We start from the raw sequence: 16440 nt of genomic DNA on the forward strand, positions 1-16440 counted from the left end.
GGGAGCGTCCAGTGGCCAACAGCGGCCCCTTCGACATCGTCGTCCTGGGAGCCGGCAGCGGCGGTTACGCGTGCGCGCTGCGCGCCGCCGAGCTCGGCAGGTCGGTCGCGCTCATCGAGCGGGACGAGACACTCGGCGGCACGTGCCTCAACCGCGGGTGCATCCCCACCAAGGCGCTGCTGCACGCGGCCGAGGTGGCGGACCAGTCCCGCGAGGCGGCGAAGTTCGGCGTCCGGACCACGTTCGAGGGCATCGACGTCGCCGGCGTGAACGCCTACAAGGACAAGGTCGTGTCCACGACCGTCAAGGGCCTCACCGGGCTGATCAAGTCCCGGGGCATCGAGATCGTGCACGGCACCGGCCGGCTGACGGGCCCGACCTCGGTCGAGGTCACCGCGCCGGACGGGCAGACCACCGTCATCGAGGGCGGGCACATCGTCCTCGGCACCGGATCGCAGCCGAAGACGCTGCCCGGCCTGGAGATCGACGGCGAGCGCGTCATCTCCAGCGACCACGCGCTGCGGCTGGAGCACGTCCCGGCCTCCGTCGTCATCCTCGGCGGCGGCGTCATCGGCGTCGAGTTCGCCAGCGTGTGGCGCTCGTTCGGCGCCGAGGTGACGATCGTGGAGGCCCTGCCGCACCTGCTGCCGCTGGAGGAGGAGTCCAGCTCCAAGCGGCTGGAGCGCGCGTTCCGCAAGCGCGGCATCAAGTTCGAGGTCGGCACCCGGTTCGAGGGCGCCAAGACGACGCAGGGCGGCATCTCCGTCACCCTGGAGGGCGGCAAGACCGTCGACGCCGAGCTGCTGCTCGTCGCGGTGGGCCGCGGCCCGGTCTCCGACGGCATCGGGCTGGCCGAGGCCGGCGTCGAGACCGAGCGCGGGTTCGTCAAGGTGGACGAGTACTGCCGGACGAACGTCCCCACGATCTCGGCGGTCGGCGACCTCATCCAGACGCCGCAGCTCGCGCACGTCGGATTCGCCGAGGGCATCCTCGTCGCCGAGCGGCTGAGCGGGCTCGCCCCGGCGCCGATCGACTACGACGGCGTGCCCCGCATCACCTACTCCGACCCCGAGGTGGCCTCGGTCGGCATCACGTCCGCGGTGGCCCGCGAGCGCGGGCACCAGATCAAGGAGTTCACCTACGACCTGGCCGGCAACCCCAAGAGCAAGATCCTGGGGACGCAGGGCGAGGTGAAGGTGATCGCCTCCGTGGACGGTCCCGTCCTCGGCCTGCACATGGTCGGCGCGCGCGTCGGCGAGCTCATCGCGGAGGGCCAGCTCATCTACAACTGGGAGGCCCTGCCGGGCGAGGTCGCCCAGCTGATCCACCCCCACCCGACCCAGTCCGAGGCGGTCGGCGAGGCCCACCTCGCCCTCGCCGGCAAACCACTGCACGTGCACGGCTGAACGCCGCACCAGTCATACGAAGGAGTCGCTGAGACATGCCGGTCTCCGTCACCATGCCCCAGCTCGGCGAGAGCGTCACCGAGGGCACCGTCACCCGCTGGCTCAAGAAGGAGGGCGAGCGCGTCGAGACCGACGAGCCGCTCCTCGAGGTGTCCACCGACAAGGTCGACACCGAGATCCCCTCGCCCGCCTCGGGCATCCTGACCAGCATCACCGTCGCCGAGGACGAGACCGTCGAGGTCGGCGCCGAGCTGGCGGTCATCGGCGACGAGGGGGACGCGCCGTCCGGCGGCGGCGCCCCCGCCGCCGCGGAGCAGGCCCCGCCCGCCCAGGAGGCGCCGGCCCCGCCGGCCCCCCCGCAGGCGCCGCCGCAGCCGGAGGCCCCGCAGCAGCAGGCGCCGCCGCCCGCCGCGTGGCCGCCGCCCGCGCAGCAGCAGCCCCCGGCCCCGCCCGCCCCGCTGGCTCCTCCGGCCGCGCCGCAGCAGGCGCCGGGGCAGCCCGCCCCGCAGGCGCCCGAGCCCGCCCCCGCGGGCCGGGCGCAGCCCGAGGCGCCGTCCGGCGAGGGCCCGTACGTCACGCCGCTGGTGCGCAAGCTCGCCGCCGAGCACAACGTCGACCTCGGCACGGTGAAGGGCACCGGCGTGGGCGGCCGCATCCGCAAGCAGGACGTCCTGGAGGCCGCCCGCGCGGCGCAGCAGGCCGCCCAGCAGCAGGCCGCCGCGCCCGCCCCGGCCCCCGCCGCGCCGCAGGCCCCCGTCGGCCGGCACGCCGCCCCGGCGCCCGCCGGCGCCCCCGCCGAGCAGCTCGCGCTGCGCGGCCGCACCGAGAAGATGTCCCGGATGCGGCAGACGATCGCGCGCCGCATGGTGGAGTCGCTGCAGGTGTCCGCGCAGCTCACCACCGTCGTCGAAGTGGACATCACCAAGATCGCGCGGCTGCGCGAGCAGGCGAAGGCCGACTTCGAGGCCCGCGAGGGCGTCAAGCTGTCGTTCCTGCCGTTCTTCGCGCAGGCGGCGGTCGAGGCGCTCAAGGCGCACCCGAAGCTGAACGCGGTCATCAACAGCGAGACCAACGAGGTCACCTACCACGACGTCGAGAACCTCGGCATCGCGGTGGACGTCCCCGAGCGCGGCCTGATGGTCCCGGTCGTGCACAACGCGGGCCAGCTGAACCTCGGCGGCCTCGCGCAGCGGATCGCCGACCTCGCCGAGCGGACCCGCGGCGGCAACGTCAGCCCGGACGAGCTGGCCGGCGGCACGTTCACGCTGACCAACACCGGCAGCCGCGGCGCGCTGTTCGACACCCCGATCCTCAACCAGCCGCAGGTCGGCATGCTCGGCACCGGCTCGGTGGTGAAGCGCCCGGCCGTCATCGACGACCCGGAGCTGGGCGAGGTCATCGCGGTCCGGTCGATGGTCTACCTGGCGCTGACCTACGACCACCGGCTGATCGACGGCGCGGACGCCGCCCGCTTCCTCGCCACGGTGAAGCACCGCCTGGAGGAGGGCAACTTCGAGGCCGACCTCGGGCTCTAGCACTCCTTCCGCGGTACTCCTCCCGCCCGGCGGTACCCCCGCCGCGCCGCCACGGCGCGGCGGGGGTACCGCGCGTCCGGGGAAACGCGGAACCCGGCTGAGAATCTCAGCAACCGGTGGCGCCGTCCGCCTAGGGTGGGGACATGAGGGTCACCGTCACGGGCTCGTCGGGCCTCATCGGCTCGGCGCTGGTGAAGTCATTGCGGGAGGACGGCCACGACGTCGTCCGGCTGGTGCGCAGGGAGCCGGAGCGGGACGACGAGGCGCGCTGGTCCCCCGCCGACGGATGCGTCGACAAGGACTCCCTGGAGGGCGCGGACGCCGTCGTGCACCTGGCGGGCGCCGCGGTCGGCGACCGGCCGTGGACGAAGGCGTACCGGCAGAAGATCCGGGACAGCCGGGTGGTCGGCACCCGGACGCTCGCCGAGGCGATCGCGGCGGCGAACCCGCGGCCCCGCGTCCTCGTGTGCGGGTCGGCGATCGGCTACTACGGCGACACCGGCGGCCGCGAGGTGGACGAGAAGTCCCCCATGGGGCGGGGGTTCCTCGCGGCGCTCGTCCGCGACTGGGAGGCCGCGGCCGCCCCGGCGCGGGACGCGGGCGTCCGGCTCGTCCTGCCGCGCACCGGGGTGGTGCTGACCCCCGACGGGGGTCTGCTCGGGCGGACGCTGCCGCTGTTCCGGCTCGGGCTGGGCGCGCGGCTCGGCGACGGACGGCAGTGGACGAGCTGGATCTCCATCGCCGACCAGATCGCGGCGCTGCGGTTCCTCATCGACCACGAGATCGACGGGCCGGTCAACCTCACCGCGCCGAACCCGGTGACGAACGAGGAGTACACGCGGGCGCTCGGCCGCGTCCTGCACCGGCCGGCGCGGCTGGCGGTGCCGCGGTTCGCGCTGCGCGCGGCGCTGCGCGGGTTCGCCGACGAGGGGCCGCTGATCAGCCAGCGGGTGCTGCCGCGCCGGCTGGGCGAGGCCGGCTTCCGGTTCGCCCACGAGCACGTGGACGAGGCTCTCGCCGCCGTCCTGTGAGCCCCAAGATTCGTCAAAGTCCCGGCCGGCCCCATTCGGTAGCCATACGGTGACATTGGGACAGCTCGGCTCAAGAGGAGGGCGAATGAGCACCGACGGACAGCCGCACATCCTCGCGATCGGCGGGGGCACGTTCGTGCCGGACGGCCGGGGCGGCATCGCCCCGAGCCCGCTGCTGCGCTACGCGTTCGACCTGACCGGGCAGGACCGGCCCCGGGTCTGCTTCCTGGCGACGGCCGTCGGCGACGCCGCGGAGTACGTGTCGCGCTTCTACGCCGCGTTCTCCTCGATGGACGCCGAGGTCAGCCATCTGGCGCTCTTCCCCATGCCGAACGTCCAGGACGTCCGGGCCCACCTCCTCACCCAGGACCTCGTGTACGTGTCGGGCGGCAGCGTCGCGAACCTCCTCGCCCTGTGGCGGCTGCACGGGCTCGACGCGATCATGCGGGAGGCGTGGCAGGAGGGCGTCGTGCTGTCCGGGCAGAGCGCGGGCGCGCTGTGCTGGCACGCCGGCGGCAACACCGACTCGTTCGGGCCGGAGCTCACCCCGATGACCGACGGCCTCGGCCTGCTGCCGTACTCGTGCGGCGTGCACTACGACAGCGAGCCGCAGCGGCGGCCGCTGCTGCAGCAGCTCGTCGGCGCGGGGACGCTGCCGGGCGGGTACGCGGCCGACGAGTCCGTGGCGCTGCACTACGTGGGGACCGAGTTCGTCCAGGCCGTCTCCTACCGGCAGGAGGCGGGCGCCTACCGCATCGAGCCGGACGGGCCGGGGAAGGCGAAGGAGACCCGGCTGGAGCCGCGCCTGCTCGCCGCGCTCTGACCGCGTCGGCTACCCGCCGGTAGGCGGCATAAGCTGGCCGGGTGAGCGATGTGGATGTGGACGTACGCGAGCTGGTGGTGGTGCACGCGGGGTTCGGCGCGGCGGCCGTCCCCTACGAGGCCGGCTGGGACCTGCAGAAGCGCACCCACGCGCTGCGGGTGGACGACGCCATTCCCGACACCGTCCTGCTGATGGAGCATCAGCCGGTCTACACGGCGGGCAAGCGGACCGAGGCGCTCGACCGCCCGTTCGGCGACCCGGGCGCCCCCGTGATCGACGTCGACCGCGGCGGCAAGATCACCTGGCACGGCCCGGGGCAGCTCACCGGCTACCCGATCGTCCGGCTGCCCGATCCCGTCGACGTCGTCGGCTACGTGCGGCTGCTGGAGCAGATGATGATGGACGTCTGCGCCGACCTGGGCCTGGAGACCGTCACGGTGGAGGGCCGCAGCGGGCTGTGGGTGCCCGGCGCCCCCGACCGCAAGATCGGCTCCATCGGGATCCGGGTGGCGCGGGGCGTGGCGATGCACGGCTTCATGCTCAACTGCGACAACGACATGGGCTGGTTCGACAAGATCGTGGCCTGCGGGATCCGGGACGTGGGGTCCACGAACCTCAGCCGGGAACTCGGCCGCGACGTCACCGTCGCCGAAGTCGTCCCGCTGGTCGAGCGGCACCTCGCCGCGGCGCTGGGCGCGGAGGAGACGTTCCACCGCACCACCGCGCAGCTCGGCGTGTAGAAGAGCGCGCGGGGCGCTAGGCCATGACCTTGTAGACGGCCTGGCCCTCGGCGGCGGCCGCCTTGAAGAACTCCGCCAGGCCCTCGTAGGCGGGCTTGAGGACCTTGTCGCGGGCGGCGCCGTCCAGCCGCTGCGCGTCCTGCACGCCGGCCTTGCCCATCGCCGCCGGGTCGTACCGCCCGGCCACCTTGCCGAACGGCGTCGCGGCCAGGTGGTCCGCGGTGGGCTTCACCCGGTCCGGCGCGAGGTAGATGACGTCCATGCCCAGCTCGTCGGCGCCGTCCTCGGTGAGGAGCCGACCGCCGCACACGACGTCCGCCTCCGGCTGCCGCCCGTCCCACGGGTCGCCGGTGACGAGGTAGTGCATCGCCTGCCACGCCCAGCCGAGCTCGAACAGTCCCGACGCGCCGCGGCGGCGCCAGTCGGCGGCACCGAAGATGTGGCGGGCGATGCGGCCGGGATCCGGCTCCCCCTCCAGCACCGGCGGCACCCTGAGGTACGACATTGCCAGACCCACTGCGGTCCTCCTGCTAACGCTGTTGCGTGACGACAGGGAGTCACCCTAGAGAGATCCACTGTGGAGCATGGCCGAAACACGCGAATACGCCAGTCGAACGGGGTACTGTCATACGTTCGAGATCGCTCCGATACGGCATTGAGGCCCTGCCCGCCGGGTGGCCGCGGGAGCGGCCGGGCCCCGTGTGCCGCACCGGAGATCGCGACGTAGTCTGGGACGCGTGACGACGGTGACACCTGAGGGGCGCAAGCTCCTGCGCGTCGAGGCGCGCAACAGCCAGACCCCGATCGAGCGCAAGCCCGACTGGATCAAGACCCGGCTGAAGATGGGCCCGCAGTACCGCGAGCTCAGCGGCCTGGTGAAATCCGAGGGTTTGCACACGGTGTGCCAGGAGGCCGGCTGCCCCAACATCTACGAATGCTGGGAGGACCGGGAGGCCACGTTCCTGATCGGCGGCGACCAGTGCACCCGGCGCTGCGACTTCTGCCAGATCGCCACCGGCCGGCCGGAGCCGCTCGACCGGGACGAGCCGCGCCGCGTCGCCGAGTCCGTCGCGAAGATGGGCCTGAAGTACGCGACCGTCACCGGCGTCACCCGCGACGACCTGGAGGACGGCGGCGCCTGGCTGTACGCGGAGACCGTGCGGCAGATCCACGCGGCCATCCCCGGCTGCGGCGTCGAGCTGCTCATCCCCGACTTCAACAACGACCCGGAGCAGCTCGCCGAGGTGTTCTCCTCCCGGCCCGAGGTGCTCGCGCACAACATCGAGACGGTTCCGCGGATCTTCAAGCGGATCCGGCCCGGGTTCCGCTACGAGCGGTCCCTGGAGGTCCTGGCCAACGCGCGCGAGGCCGGCCTGGTCACCAAGTCCAACCTGATCCTCGGCATGGGCGAGACCCGCGAGGAGATCTCGCAGGCGCTGCGCGACCTGCGCGACGCCGACTGCGAGCTCGTCACGATCACCCAGTACCTGCGGCCGAGCCCCCTCCACCACCCGGTCGAGCGGTGGGTGAAGCCGGAGGAGTTCGTGGAGCTGGCGGCGGAGGCGGAGGAGCTCGGCTTCGCGGGCGTCATGTCCGGGCCGCTCGTCCGGTCCAGCTACCGCGCCGGGCGCCTCTACAAGCAGGCGATCGAGGCGCGCGCCTAGCCGGGGATGTCGGGTCGGGCGGCTGACCCGACTATCCTTGGATTCATGTCGAAAAAGCCCACGGACGGTGCCCAGGAGCGTCCGGGCCGTCTCAAGCAGATCCGCATGGTCGCCCAGGTGCTCCGGCAGGCCGACCCGAAGGCGCTGCCGATCGTGTTCGCCTCGGCGCTCGGCACCCTGGTGGTCGTCATCGTCATCGGGCTGTTCGCCGGGCAGCTGTGGTTCTTCGTCCCCCTCGCGGTCCTGGCGGCGCTCGCGGTCGGCATGATCGTCTTCGGTCAGCTGGCGCAGCGCGCGCAGTACAAGGTGATCGCCGGGCAGCCGGGCGCGGCCGCCGCGATCCTGAAGAACATGCGCGGCAACTGGACGGTCACCGAGGCCGTGAGCGGCAACCGCAACCTCGACATGGTGCACCGCGCGGTGGGGCGCCCCGGCGTGGTGCTGGTGTCGGAGGGCCCCCGCAACCGCGTCGGCCAGCTGCTCGGCGCCGAGAAGAAGCGCATCTCCCGCGCCGCCCAGCAGGTGCCGATCTACGACGTGCAGGTCGGCGACGACGAGGGCCAGATCCCGGTCGACAAGCTGCAGCGCCACCTGATGAAGCTGCCCCGCAACCTCACCAAGGGGCAGGTCGCGGAGCTGAACGACCGGCTCCAGGCGCTGCCCCGCTCGATGCAGATGCCGAAGGGCCCGATCCCGCGGGGCGCGAAGATGCCCAAGGGCCCGAAGCCGAAGATGCGCTGAGAACGCCGTGGGAAGAGCGCCCCCGCGGGGGCGCTTTCTCGTGTCCGGCCGGCCGCCGGCCCGGCTAGATGTTGACGACGACCGTGCCGGCGGCGCGGTCGTGCAGGCCCCGGTAGTCGCGGTCCCAGAACAGCGCGGGCAGGACGAGGAGGAGCAGCAGCGTCCTGGCCAGGCCCAGGAGGAGGCCGGCGGGCCGCCCGTCCGGCCGGACGACGTGGATGCCGCAGAGCCGCTTGCCGATCGTCACGCCGAGGAGCGCGGTCAGCACCCACGCCTGGAGCCCGAAGATGAGCAGCGTCGCCAGGCTGCGCTCGGCCGCCTCCCAGCCGAGCCCGCGCGCCAGCAGGCTCGCGACCAGCATCGACAGCGCCCAGTCGACGAACAGCGCGACGAGCCGCCGGCCGTAGGAGGCGACGGCGCCGCTGCCGCTCTCCGGCAGCCCGAGCCGCTCGCCGGGCCGGCCGAGATCGGCGCCCGCGGCCCCCGCGCCGCTCAGCCACGTCTGCGTCCACCGGGGCGCGCCCTGCCGGGGCGCGCCCTGCCCCTTGCCACCGCTCATGGCCTCTACGCTATCCCGCCCGCCGCGCCGTCCCGCCGCGGCTCCGCCCCACCATGGAGTGACGCGTAACACAGCGGAAACATATGGGACACGGCCGGGAAACGGCGCGGCCGTAGCTTTTCCGGGTAGCCGAGATGCGCCTTGAGGAGGCCGGATGTTCAGCAGCGCCGAAGAGGTCCTGAGCTATATCAGGAACGAGGACGTGCGGTTCGTCGACTGCCGGTTCGTGGACCTGCCCGGCAAGATGCAGCACTTCACGTTCCCGGTGGAGAGCTTCGGCGAGAGCGTCTTCACCGAGGGGCTGATGTTCGACGGCTCGTCCGTCCGCGGCTTCCAGGAGATCCACGAGTCGGACATGCTCCTGCTCCCGGACCCGACGACCGCCGTCGTCGACCCGTTCCGGCAGCACAAGACCCTGAACATGAACTTCTTCGTCCACGACCCCCTCACCGGGGAGCCGTACAGCCGCGACCCGCGCAACGTGGCGAAGAAGGCGCAGGACTACCTGCGCGGCACCGGCGTCGCCGACACCTGCTACTTCGGTCCCGAGGCCGAGTTCTACATCTTCGACGACGTCCGCTTCGAGACGCGGCAGAACGCCGGCTACTACTACCTCGACTCGGTCGAGGGCGCCTGGAACACCGGCCGCGAGGAGCCCGGCGGCAACCTCGGCGCCAAGCCCCCCTACAAGGGCGGCTACTTCCCCGTCCCGCCGATGGACCACTACACCGACCTCCGCTCGGAGATGGTGTCGCAGCTGCTGAACGTCGGCATCCACGTCGAGATGCAGCACCACGAGGTCGGCACCGCCGGCCAGGCCGAGATCGACTTCCGCTTCGACACCCTGCTGAAGACGGCCGACCAGCTGCTGCTCTACAAGTACATCGTCAAGAACGTGGCGCGGGCCGCCGGCAAGACCGTCACGTTCATGCCGAAGCCGATCTTCGGCGACAACGGCTCGGGCATGCACTGCCACCAGTCCCTCTGGAAGGACGGCGCGCCGCTGTTCTACGACGAGGTGGGCTACGCGGGCCTGTCCGACAACGCCCGCTACTACATCGGCGGCCTGCTGAAGCACGCCCCGTCCCTGCTGGCGTTCACGAACCCGACGGTGAACAGCTACCACCGGCTCGTCCCGGGCTTCGAGGCGCCGGTCAACCTGGTGTACTCGCAGCGCAACCGCTCGGCGTGCATCCGCGTCCCGATCACGGGCTCGAACCCGAAGGCCAAGCGCATCGAGTTCCGCGTGCCGGACCCGTCCTGCAACCCGTACCTGGCGTTCTCCGCCATGCTGATGGCGGGCCTGGACGGCATCCGCAACAAGATCGAGCCCGCCGAGCCGGTCGACAAGGACCTCTACGAGCTGCCGCCCGAGGAGGCCCGCGCGATCCCGCAGGTCCCCGGCTCCCTGCCGGAGGTCCTCGCGGCCCTGGAGGCCGACCACGACTACCTCCTCGAAGGCGGCGTCTTCACCCCGGACCTCATCGAGACCTGGATCACGATGAAGAACGAGTTCGAGATCGACCCGATCCGCCTCCGCCCGCACCCCCACGAGTTCGAGCTGTACTACGACATCTGATTTGGGGGCACGAGCGAGCCGGCCGGCGGGAACGCCGGCCGGCTCGCTCGTTTCGTCCCGGCGGGGCGCCGCCTGAGGCCGCGGGCTATCCGGTGAGCGCCCGCGTCCCGGTGACGGCGAGGAAGGCGAGGCGCTCGGCGTCCCGGCTGCCCGGCTCGGCCGTGTAGACCATGATGCGCAGGTCGCCGCCGGTGGCGGCGAGCACGTCGCAGTCCAGCGTGACGGCGCCGACCTCGGGGTGGTCGATGGTCTTGCGGGCGGACTCGTGCCGGCCGACGGCGCCGGACTCCCACAGCCGCCCGAACTCGGCGCTGCCCGCGCGCAGCTCGGAGACGAGCCGGCGCAGCCGCCGGTCGGCGGGGTAGCGGCCCGCCGTCGCGCGCAGGTCGGCGACCTGCGCGGCGCGCAGCGCGGCCAGGGACTCGGGGGTGTGGCGGACGCGGGTGCCCGCGCCGAGGAAGTTGCGCCGCACGGCGTTCCGCTCGCCGCCGTGCCGCTCCCCCATCAGCGCCGTGTACAGGGGGTTGGCGAGCAGCTCGGTCCAGATGGCGTCGAAGACCGCGACGGGGGTCGCGGTGAGCCGGTCCAGCATCCGCTGGACGCCGGGCGTGATGTACGCCGGTACCGTCTCCGGGCCGGGCGGGACGCGGCCGGCGAGCCGGAAGAGGTGGGCGCGCCCGTCCCGGCCGAGCCGCAGCGCCCGGGCGAGGGCCTCGACGACCTGCGTGGAGGGGTTGGCGGCCCGGCCCTGCTCCAGGCGGGTGATGTAGTCGACGGAGATCCCGGCGAGCTGGGCCAGCTCTTCGCGGCGCAGCCCCGCGGCGCGCCGCCTGCCGCCCTCCGGAAGGCCCACCGCGCCGGGCGGGACCTGGTCGCGCCAGCGCCGCAGGGCCGCGCCGAGTTCTGTCGTCGCCATGCCGACAGTGTCGCGCAGCGGCCGGGCGCGTGCCTGGTACCGGCGTTCCCATGAAAGCGGGTCCGCTTCCTGCACCGGCGTTTCCGCTCCAGTGTCGGGGCGTGACGGGGCCGCCGCGCGGCCCACCGGCTGGAAGGACAACGATCATGAGAGACCTCGCACTCGTCACCGGCGCCACGTCCGGGATCGGCAGGGCGTTCGCCGCGCGCCTCGCCGCCGGCGGCCACGACCTGGTGATCGTCGGACGGCGGCGGGAGCGCCTGGAGGAGTTCGCCGCCGCCTGCACCGGCGTCGAGGTCCGCCCCGTCGTGGCCGATCTGTCCACCGGCCGGGGCATCGACGCGGTCGCGCGGATCTGCGCGTCCGAGCCGCTGACCATGCTGGTGAACAACGCGGGCGTGGCCCACTACATGCCGCTCGCCGACCTGCCCGAGGACAAGGCCCGGGAGCTGGTCAACGTCAAGGTGCTCGCGCCCAGCCTGCTCACCCGCGCCGCCGTCGCGGGCATGCTGGACCGCGGCCGCGGCGCCGTCGTCAACGTGGCCGGCATGATCGCCTTCAGCGGTCCCGCGCCCGGCTCGGTGATGCCGCGCCGCGCGCTCTACGCCGGCGCGCTCGCCCACCTGGTGGCCATGTCCCAGACGCTCGGCGCCGAACTCGGCGGGACGGGCGTGCGGGTCGAGGTCGTCTGCCCCGGCGTGGTGGCCACCGAGTTCCACGAGCGCCAGGGCATCGACCTGAGCGCCCTGCCCCGCATGAGCGCCGACGACGTCGTCACCGCCGCCCTGCGGGGCCTGGACCTCGGCGAGGTCGTCTGCGCCCCCGGCGTGGAGGACGCCGCCCTCCTCGACACCGTCTTCGAGGCCGAGCTGGCGGCCTTCGCCGGGCAGAGCCCCGAGCTCGCGTCCCGCTACCGCGCCGGCTGACCCGCCGCTAGGGCGACACGGCGCCCGGGAGCGGGTCGAACAGGCCGTTCGCCATGTCCTCGACGGCCTGCTCGCGCGCCCGGTAGTGGATCTTCTTGCCGGTGGCGGTGAGCGGGAGCGCGTCCACGAACCGGTACGCGCGGGGGCGCTTGTACGGGGCGAGCATCGGGTGCTCGCGGCAGTGCCGGTCGCAGTCGGCGGCGGTCAGCGCGGCCCCCTCCGGCGTGTCCGCGGGGACGACGTAGGCGACGACCCGCTGCCCCCACTTCTCGTCCGGGACGCCCACCACGAGGCTGTCGGCGATGCCGGGGTGCCCGTTGAGGGCCTCCTCGACCTGGACGGGGTGCACGTTCTCCCCGCCAGAGATGATCATGTCGTCCTTGCGGCCGACGATCGTGACGTACTCATCGGCGTCCCAGGTGGCGAGGTCGCCGATGTAGAGCCAGCCGCGGTGGAAGCGGCGGGCCTGGTGGTCCGGGGCGTTGGCGTACGCCTGCCCGCACTTGGGCGACCGGACGATCACCTCGCCGACCTCGGCGCCGTCGCGGGCGACGTGGTCGTCGGGTTCGGCGAGCCGGTCCTCGTAGACCCGGACCACCGCGACGTCGTCGTCGGTGCAGGCGCGGCCCGCGCTGCCCGCGTGCTCGGGCAGGTCGGCGGGGCGCAGGAAGGTGTTCCAGAACGCCTCGGTGGTGCCGTACCCGTTGAAGATCCGCGGGGTCAGGGTCTTCTGGTAATGCAGGCACGCCTCGCGTTCCAGCGGCGCGCCCATGGTGACGATGCCGCGCAGGGTGGACAGGTCGCGGGGACGCTCGGTCTGCGCCCGCGCCAGCATCGCCAGGTTGGTCGGGGCGCCGATCAGGTAGGTCAGCCCGAGCGCCTCGACGAGGTCGAGGCAGCGGTCCGGGTCGAACACGCGCATCGGCACCACCTGCGCCCCGGCGTAGAAGACCGGGTTCGGGCCGCCGGAGTACAGGCCGCCGCGGTGGAACCACGGCGTCATGTTCAGCGTGCGGTCCTCGGGGGTGAGCGGGAAGTGCATGATCACGTCGTGCGCGGTGAACACCTCGGCGACGCTGTTCACCGGGACGCCCTTCGGCATGCCGGTGGTGCCGGACGTGTAGAGCCGGGTGGTCTCCGCCCAGGTCGACTCGGTGCCGGGGAGGGTTCGCGGTTCCGCGGCGTAGAGGTCGGCGAAGGGCACCGCGCCCGGCAGCGGCGTCCCGTCCCCGACGGCCGCGACCAGTGCGGGGCGGTGCTCGGCCCGCTCCAGCGCGGCGCTCACCTGGTCGGTGAACGCGGTGTCGTACACGAACACCCCGGGCCTGCTGTCGTCCAGCACGTAGGCGGTCTCCCCGGGGGCGAGCCGGAAGTTCACCGGGGAGCCGATCGCGCCGCACACCTGGGCGGCGAGGTAGAGCTGCGCGAACTCCGGGCCGTTGCAGAGCTGGTAGACGACGGTGTCGCCGCGCCCGGCGCCGGCGTCCGCCAGGCCGGTGGCCAGCCGGTCCACCAGGGCGCCGAGTTCGGCGTAGGTGAGGCCGGTACCGGTCGCGGGGTCGTGCAGGGCGGTGCGGCGCGCGTAGCGGTGGGTGTTGCGGCGGAAACCCGCGAGATAGGTGAACTCGTGCTCGAAGTAGCGGCGGTACGCGGTCGGATCGTAGCCCGTCATCGCTGCCCTCCTCGGGGCGTCAGGTGGTCATGGGCGGGGCTGACGGGAAGCGGGGAGCGCGCTTCTCACGGAGCGCTGCGGCGCCCTCGACGACGTCGGGGCCGAGGAAGCCGAGCATCTCGTAGGCGGCGGACTGCTCGAAGATCGGACCGGCCATGCGCAGCCAGCCGTTGAGGGAGCGCTTGGTCCAGCGGATCGCGGTCTGCGAGCCGGTCGCGAGGGCGTCGGCGACGCGCAGCGCCTCCGGCAGCACCTCCTCGCGGGGGACGGCCTTGCTGACCAGGCCGATCCGCTCGGCCTCGGCGCCGTCGATCATCTCCCCGGTCATCAGGTAGTAGCGGGCCTTGGCCATGCCGACCAGCAGCGGCCAGATGATCGCCGCGTGGTCGCCGGCGGCGACGCCGAGCTTCACGTGCCCGTCGCCGATCTTGGCCTCCCGGGCGCAGATGGAGATGTCGGCCATCAGCCCCACCACCGTCCCGGCGCCGACGGCGACCCCGTTGATCGCCGACACCACCGGCTTCTCGCAGTCGGCGATGTTGTAGACGAGGTCGCGCATCTCCCCCAGCATGTGCGCCACGCGGTCGTGGTCGCCGGTCATGCGCTCGACCATGCCGAGGTCGCCGCCCGCCGAGAACGCCTTGCCCGCGCCGGTCACCACCGCGACCCTGGTCTCCGGGTCGGCGGACACGTCCGTCCACACGCGCGCCAGCTCGGTGTGCATCCCCTCGTCGGCGGCGTTGTACTTCTCGGGCCGGTCCATGGTGATCAGCAGGACGCCGTTCGGCCGCCGCTCGAACCGCAGCTGCTCGTACTCCTCGTACTTCATCGGTCTTCCCTCTCGGTCAGCTCATGGTGAGGCCGCCGCTGACGCTGACGGTCTGCCCGGTCACGAAGCCGGCCTCGTCCGACGCCAGGAACGCCACCACCGCGGCGATGTCGGCGGGCTCGGCCAGCCGGCGGAACGGTATCGCCCGGATGAGCGCCTCGCGCAGCCCGGGGTCGTCCCCGCCCATCGAGGCGAACAGCGCGGTGTCGGTGGGGCCGGGGCACACGCAGTTGACCCGCACCCGGTGCCGGGCGTGCTCGCGGGCGAGCGTCTTGGTGAACGCGATCACCCCGCCCTTGGCGGCGGAGTAGACCGCCTCCCCGGACGAGCCGACCCGCCCCGCGTCGGACCCGATGTTCACCACCGCGCCGGACTTCTGCGCCGCCATGACCGGCAGCACCGCGTGGCAGGCGTGCAGGACGCCGTAGAGGTTGACCGCCATGATCCGGTCCCAGTCGGCCGGGTCGGAGTCGACGAACCGGCCCGCCACGTCCCAGCCCGCGTTGTTGACGAGCACGTCGATGCGGCCGAGCCGCGCCCTGGCGTCCTCGACCATCGCGGCCACCGACTCCCGGGACGTGACGTCCGCGCGGAGCCCGAGCGCGTCCCCGCCGAGCCCGGCGGCGGTCTGCTTCGCGGCGGCCTCGTCGACGTCGGTGGCCGCGACCGCGGCGCCCTCGGCGGCGAGCTTCTCCGCGATCGCCCGCCCGATGCCCCGGCCCGCGCCGGTCACGATCGCGGTCTTGCCCTGCAGTCTTCCCATCGCTGGTCCTCACAGTCGGGGAGTGCGCCGCACTCCGGATGTCACGGGGCGTAGGCGCGGCCGAGCAGGTGGCGCGAGATCACGAGCTTGGACGCCTGCGCGGTGCCGTCGCCGATCTCCAGCCCGATCACGTCCCGCAGCCGCTGCCCGATCGGGTTGTCCGCCGAGTACGCGGTGTGCCCGAACGTCAGCAGGCACTGGTGGATGACCTCGGCGGCGAGCTTCGGCGCCCAGAACTTCGCCATGGCGGCCTCGGCGGCGTGGCCGAGGCCGCTGTCCTTGCGCCACAGCGCCTCGTAGCAGACGTGCCGCGCCCCGCGCAGGTGGGCGGCGTGCTCGGCGAGCGGGAAGGAGACGCCCTGGAACCGCCCGATCGGCTGCCCGAACGCCTCCCGCTCGCGCGCCCACGCCACCGCCTCGTCCAGCGACGCCGCGGCGGCGCCGAGGCAGGCGAGCCCGATGATGGCGCGGGAGTAGTCGAACCCCTGCATGACCGCCACGAAGCCGTCCCCCGGCCGTCCGACCATCCGCCCGGCCTCGACCGGGAGCCCGTCGAAGTGCAGCGACGCCCGCCCGATCGACCGCCCGCCCAGGTCGTCGAACCGCACCCTGGAGACGTACCGGTCGTCGAGCTCGGCGTAGAAGGCGCTGACGCCGCGCGGCCCCGGCCCTCCGGTGCGCGCCAGGACGACCGCCGTGTGCGCGTCGGCGCCCAGGGTGATCGAGGTCTTCTCCCCCTCCAGCCGCCACCCGTCCCCGTCCGGCCGGGCGCTCATCCGCAGGTTCGCCGCGTCCGTCCCGTGCTCCGGCTCCGTCACGCACAGGGCGGGCAGCACCCGCCCCTCGGCGATCGGCGGCAGCCACTCCGCGCACTGGGCCTCGGTCGCGTTCCGCACCAGGATGTCGCCGATCAGCGCGGTCAGGACGATCACGTAGGTGGCGTTGACGTCGGCGCGCCCGACCTCCTCGGCGGCCATGCCGGCGACGACCGCCCCGGCGTCCTGCCCGCCGTACCGCTCCGGGACGCGCAGCCCGGTCAGCCCCATCGCCGCCATCTCGGCGACCAGCCCGTCCCGCAGCCGCCCGGCCCGGTCGCCGGCCTGGTAGTGCGGCGCCAGCGCGCGGGCGGCGAACCGCCGCACCTCCTGCCGGTACGCCTCTTCACCGGCGGTGAACGCGAAGTCCATGAGCCCTCCGCCGACCAAGGTGGCAAACTTTGACCCCAGGGTCAATAGTTGGCCCATGGGTCAAACTGA

General features: G+C 73.1%; 16 protein-coding genes. 9 read left to right on the forward strand and 7 right to left on the reverse strand.

Annotated elements, in window-relative coordinates; all coding sequences use genetic code 11:
• Window positions 1-11: 11 nt before the first annotated feature.
• The 5 genes from lpdA to lipB all read left to right on the forward strand — a co-directional run bounded on the left by lpdA (window position 12) and on the right by lipB (window position 5535).
• Entirely contained in the window at window positions 12-1406 is a 1395-nt protein-coding gene (gene lpdA / locus ABTW95_RS13075) for a dihydrolipoyl dehydrogenase (protein WP_396453176.1), read from the forward strand.
• Window positions 1407-1441: 35 nt separating this feature from the next.
• On the forward strand, window positions 1442-2941 hold the full coding sequence (sucB, locus tag ABTW95_RS13080; protein WP_500226359.1) for a 2-oxoglutarate dehydrogenase, E2 component, dihydrolipoamide succinyltransferase: 1500 nt from the start codon (window positions 1442-1444) through the stop codon (window positions 2939-2941).
• A gap of 143 nt (window positions 2942-3084) precedes the next feature.
• Window positions 3085-3972, forward strand: a complete 888-nt coding sequence (locus ABTW95_RS13085) for a TIGR01777 family oxidoreductase (protein WP_500226360.1) — start codon at window positions 3085-3087, stop codon at window positions 3970-3972.
• Window positions 3973-4057: 85 nt separating this feature from the next.
• Window positions 4058-4795, forward strand: a complete 738-nt coding sequence (locus tag ABTW95_RS13090) for a Type 1 glutamine amidotransferase-like domain-containing protein (protein WP_396449856.1) — start codon at window positions 4058-4060, stop codon at window positions 4793-4795.
• Window positions 4796-4836: 41 nt separating this feature from the next.
• A complete protein-coding gene (gene lipB / locus ABTW95_RS13095) occupies window positions 4837-5535 on the forward strand; it encodes a lipoyl(octanoyl) transferase LipB (protein ID WP_396449857.1) in 699 nt (232 codons plus the stop codon).
• Window positions 5536-5551: 16 nt separating this feature from the next.
• On the opposite strand, the gene ABTW95_RS13100 is transcribed toward lipB, so the two are convergent.
• Window positions 5552-6052: a DUF1877 family protein gene (locus ABTW95_RS13100; protein ID WP_396449858.1), complete on the reverse strand. Its 501-nt coding sequence runs from the start codon at window positions 6050-6052 to the stop codon at window positions 5552-5554.
• Window positions 6053-6272: 220 nt separating this feature from the next.
• Between ABTW95_RS13100 and lipA the strand changes: the two genes are divergently transcribed.
• Complete coding sequence (gene lipA / locus ABTW95_RS13105) at window positions 6273-7199, forward strand: lipoyl synthase (protein WP_396449859.1); 927 nt, start codon at window positions 6273-6275, stop codon at window positions 7197-7199.
• Window positions 7200-7244: 45 nt separating this feature from the next.
• A complete protein-coding gene (locus tag ABTW95_RS13110) occupies window positions 7245-7940 on the forward strand; it encodes a DUF4191 domain-containing protein (protein ID WP_500226361.1) in 696 nt (231 codons plus the stop codon).
• 64 nt (window positions 7941-8004) lie between these two features.
• On the opposite strand, the gene ABTW95_RS13115 is transcribed toward ABTW95_RS13110, so the two are convergent.
• Window positions 8005-8499, reverse strand: coding sequence for an RDD family protein (locus ABTW95_RS13115; protein ID WP_396449861.1), 495 nt, complete (start codon window positions 8497-8499; stop codon window positions 8005-8007).
• A 154-nt stretch (window positions 8500-8653) separates the two neighbouring features.
• Between ABTW95_RS13115 and glnA the strand changes: the two genes are divergently transcribed.
• A complete protein-coding gene (gene glnA, locus ABTW95_RS13120; RefSeq protein ID WP_396449862.1) occupies window positions 8654-10078 on the forward strand; it encodes a type I glutamate--ammonia ligase in 1425 nt (474 codons plus the stop codon).
• A gap of 85 nt (window positions 10079-10163) precedes the next feature.
• Here glnA and ABTW95_RS13125 read toward each other — a convergent pair whose 3' ends face one another.
• Window positions 10164-10994, reverse strand: a complete 831-nt coding sequence (locus tag ABTW95_RS13125; RefSeq protein WP_396449863.1) for a helix-turn-helix transcriptional regulator — start codon at window positions 10992-10994, stop codon at window positions 10164-10166.
• Window positions 10995-11140: 146 nt separating this feature from the next.
• Here ABTW95_RS13125 and ABTW95_RS13130 point away from each other — a divergent pair, with 146 nt between their 5' ends.
• On the forward strand, window positions 11141-11920 hold the full coding sequence (locus ABTW95_RS13130) for an SDR family NAD(P)-dependent oxidoreductase (protein WP_396449864.1): 780 nt from the start codon (window positions 11141-11143) through the stop codon (window positions 11918-11920).
• A gap of 7 nt (window positions 11921-11927) precedes the next feature.
• On the opposite strand, the gene ABTW95_RS13135 is transcribed toward ABTW95_RS13130, so the two are convergent.
• From ABTW95_RS13135 to ABTW95_RS13150, 4 genes are read right to left on the reverse strand one after another with little or no spacing between them, the layout of a single operon-like run.
• Window positions 11928-13592, reverse strand: a complete 1665-nt coding sequence (locus ABTW95_RS13135) for a class I adenylate-forming enzyme family protein (RefSeq protein WP_396454470.1) — start codon at window positions 13590-13592, stop codon at window positions 11928-11930.
• A 19-nt stretch (window positions 13593-13611) separates the two neighbouring features.
• Window positions 13612-14421 carry an enoyl-CoA hydratase/isomerase family protein gene (locus tag ABTW95_RS13140; protein ID WP_396449866.1) on the reverse strand — a complete coding sequence of 270 codons (810 nt, stop codon included), beginning with the start codon at window positions 14419-14421 and terminating at the stop codon, window positions 13612-13614.
• A gap of 16 nt (window positions 14422-14437) precedes the next feature.
• Window positions 14438-15184, reverse strand: a complete 747-nt coding sequence (locus ABTW95_RS13145; protein WP_396454471.1) for an SDR family NAD(P)-dependent oxidoreductase — start codon at window positions 15182-15184, stop codon at window positions 14438-14440.
• 41 nt (window positions 15185-15225) lie between these two features.
• On the reverse strand, window positions 15226-16371 hold the full coding sequence (locus ABTW95_RS13150; protein WP_500226362.1) for an acyl-CoA dehydrogenase family protein: 1146 nt from the start codon (window positions 16369-16371) through the stop codon (window positions 15226-15228).
• Window positions 16372-16440 lie beyond the last annotated feature (69 nt).

Origin of the sequence: Spirillospora sp. NPDC127506, from assembly GCF_040302145.1 — a bacterium.
GTDB lineage: Bacteria > Actinomycetota > Actinomycetes > Streptosporangiales > Streptosporangiaceae > Spirillospora.